Below are 1082 nucleotides of genomic sequence, written 5' to 3'. Positions count from 1 at the left end.
CAGGGTGCCGTCAAAGTCGTGTTTTAGGTTGTCAGGAGTAGTTTGAGGGCCCGGTCGGGATCTCTGGCGGTGTATCTGAGGGCTTTGGCGATGTTGGTGGCGCCAGTGAGTCGGTGGAGGCTGATCACGAGGTTCCGCAGGGCTGCCATCATCGCGGGTCCGGTGCCGCTTCGCACGCGTGAGCGGTCCTCGTCGAAGGTAACGTCACGCACGTAGTGCAGCTTGTTCTCGATGCCCCAATGCTCACGGACCCATGCGGCGATGATCGCGGGCTGGGCTGTGATCATCGCAGCGGAGCTGATCAGGTAGACCACCTCGGTAGTGGTCTTCTTACCTTGCTTGGTTTTGGTGGTGCGCACCCGTCGAATCTTGGCGATCTGTTGGGCCCCAGGGAAATCGATCCACGCGGGGGCTACCACGGCTTGGATCCTGCGGGTAACCCGCCGTCCGTGCGAGAGATCCCGTTGTGAAACCGAAGGGATTTCTCGCCACGGCAGGGCTTTCAGGGCACGGTAAAGACTCGGCTGGTTGAGCTTCACGGTGACCAGGTAGTCACCGTGCTGGTCGATGATCTGCTGCGCGGTGTCTCGTTGGGCGTGCATCGCATCCATCGTCACAACCACACCTTCCAGGTCCATCATGCCTAGTAGATGCCGTGTTGCTGGGATCTCGTTCGACTTATCATCGACCTGGGTCTGACCGATCACCACACCATCAGCATGGGTATGGGCTGCCACCAGGTGCGGGGCGCGAGCGTCACCGTCGCGGGCACCACGCACGGTTTTCCCGTCCAGCGCGATCACCAGCCGGCCGTGGACGGTGGTAGCGCGCATCCTCAGCCAGGCCCCGCAGATCAGGGAGAACACCTCAGCGTCCAAGGCTTCGATCACCCTGCGCAGGGTTGCTTCGCTCACGATGCTCGCGGGATACCCGAGCTTGGTCAGGATCTCGATACCGGTGTCGGCAGCGTAGTCGGCGATCGCGTAGATCGATTTCGCGCCAGCAGCGACCGCGGCGACCGCGAGCGCCAGGACCACCGGCAACGCGTGTCGCCGTCCCCGCGCTTTGCGGGGGTCAGGGAT

The 1082-nt window shown here is 62.8% G+C and carries 1 protein-coding gene; it reads right to left on the bottom strand.

Annotated features, from left to right (window positions below; genetic code table 11):
* Positions 1–23: 23 nt before the first annotated feature.
* Complete coding sequence (locus tag P0D62_RS18955) at positions 24–1082, bottom strand: ISAs1 family transposase (RefSeq protein ID WP_275704084.1); 1059 nt, start codon at positions 1080–1082, stop codon at positions 24–26.

The sequence above is a fragment of the Tessaracoccus caeni genome (assembly GCF_029211185.1).
In the GTDB taxonomy this organism is placed as follows: Bacteria; Actinomycetota; Actinomycetes; order Propionibacteriales; family Propionibacteriaceae; genus Arachnia; species Arachnia caeni.
The sequence above is the reverse complement of the archived record's forward strand: the minus strand, read 5'-3'. Positions and strand labels throughout refer to the sequence as shown.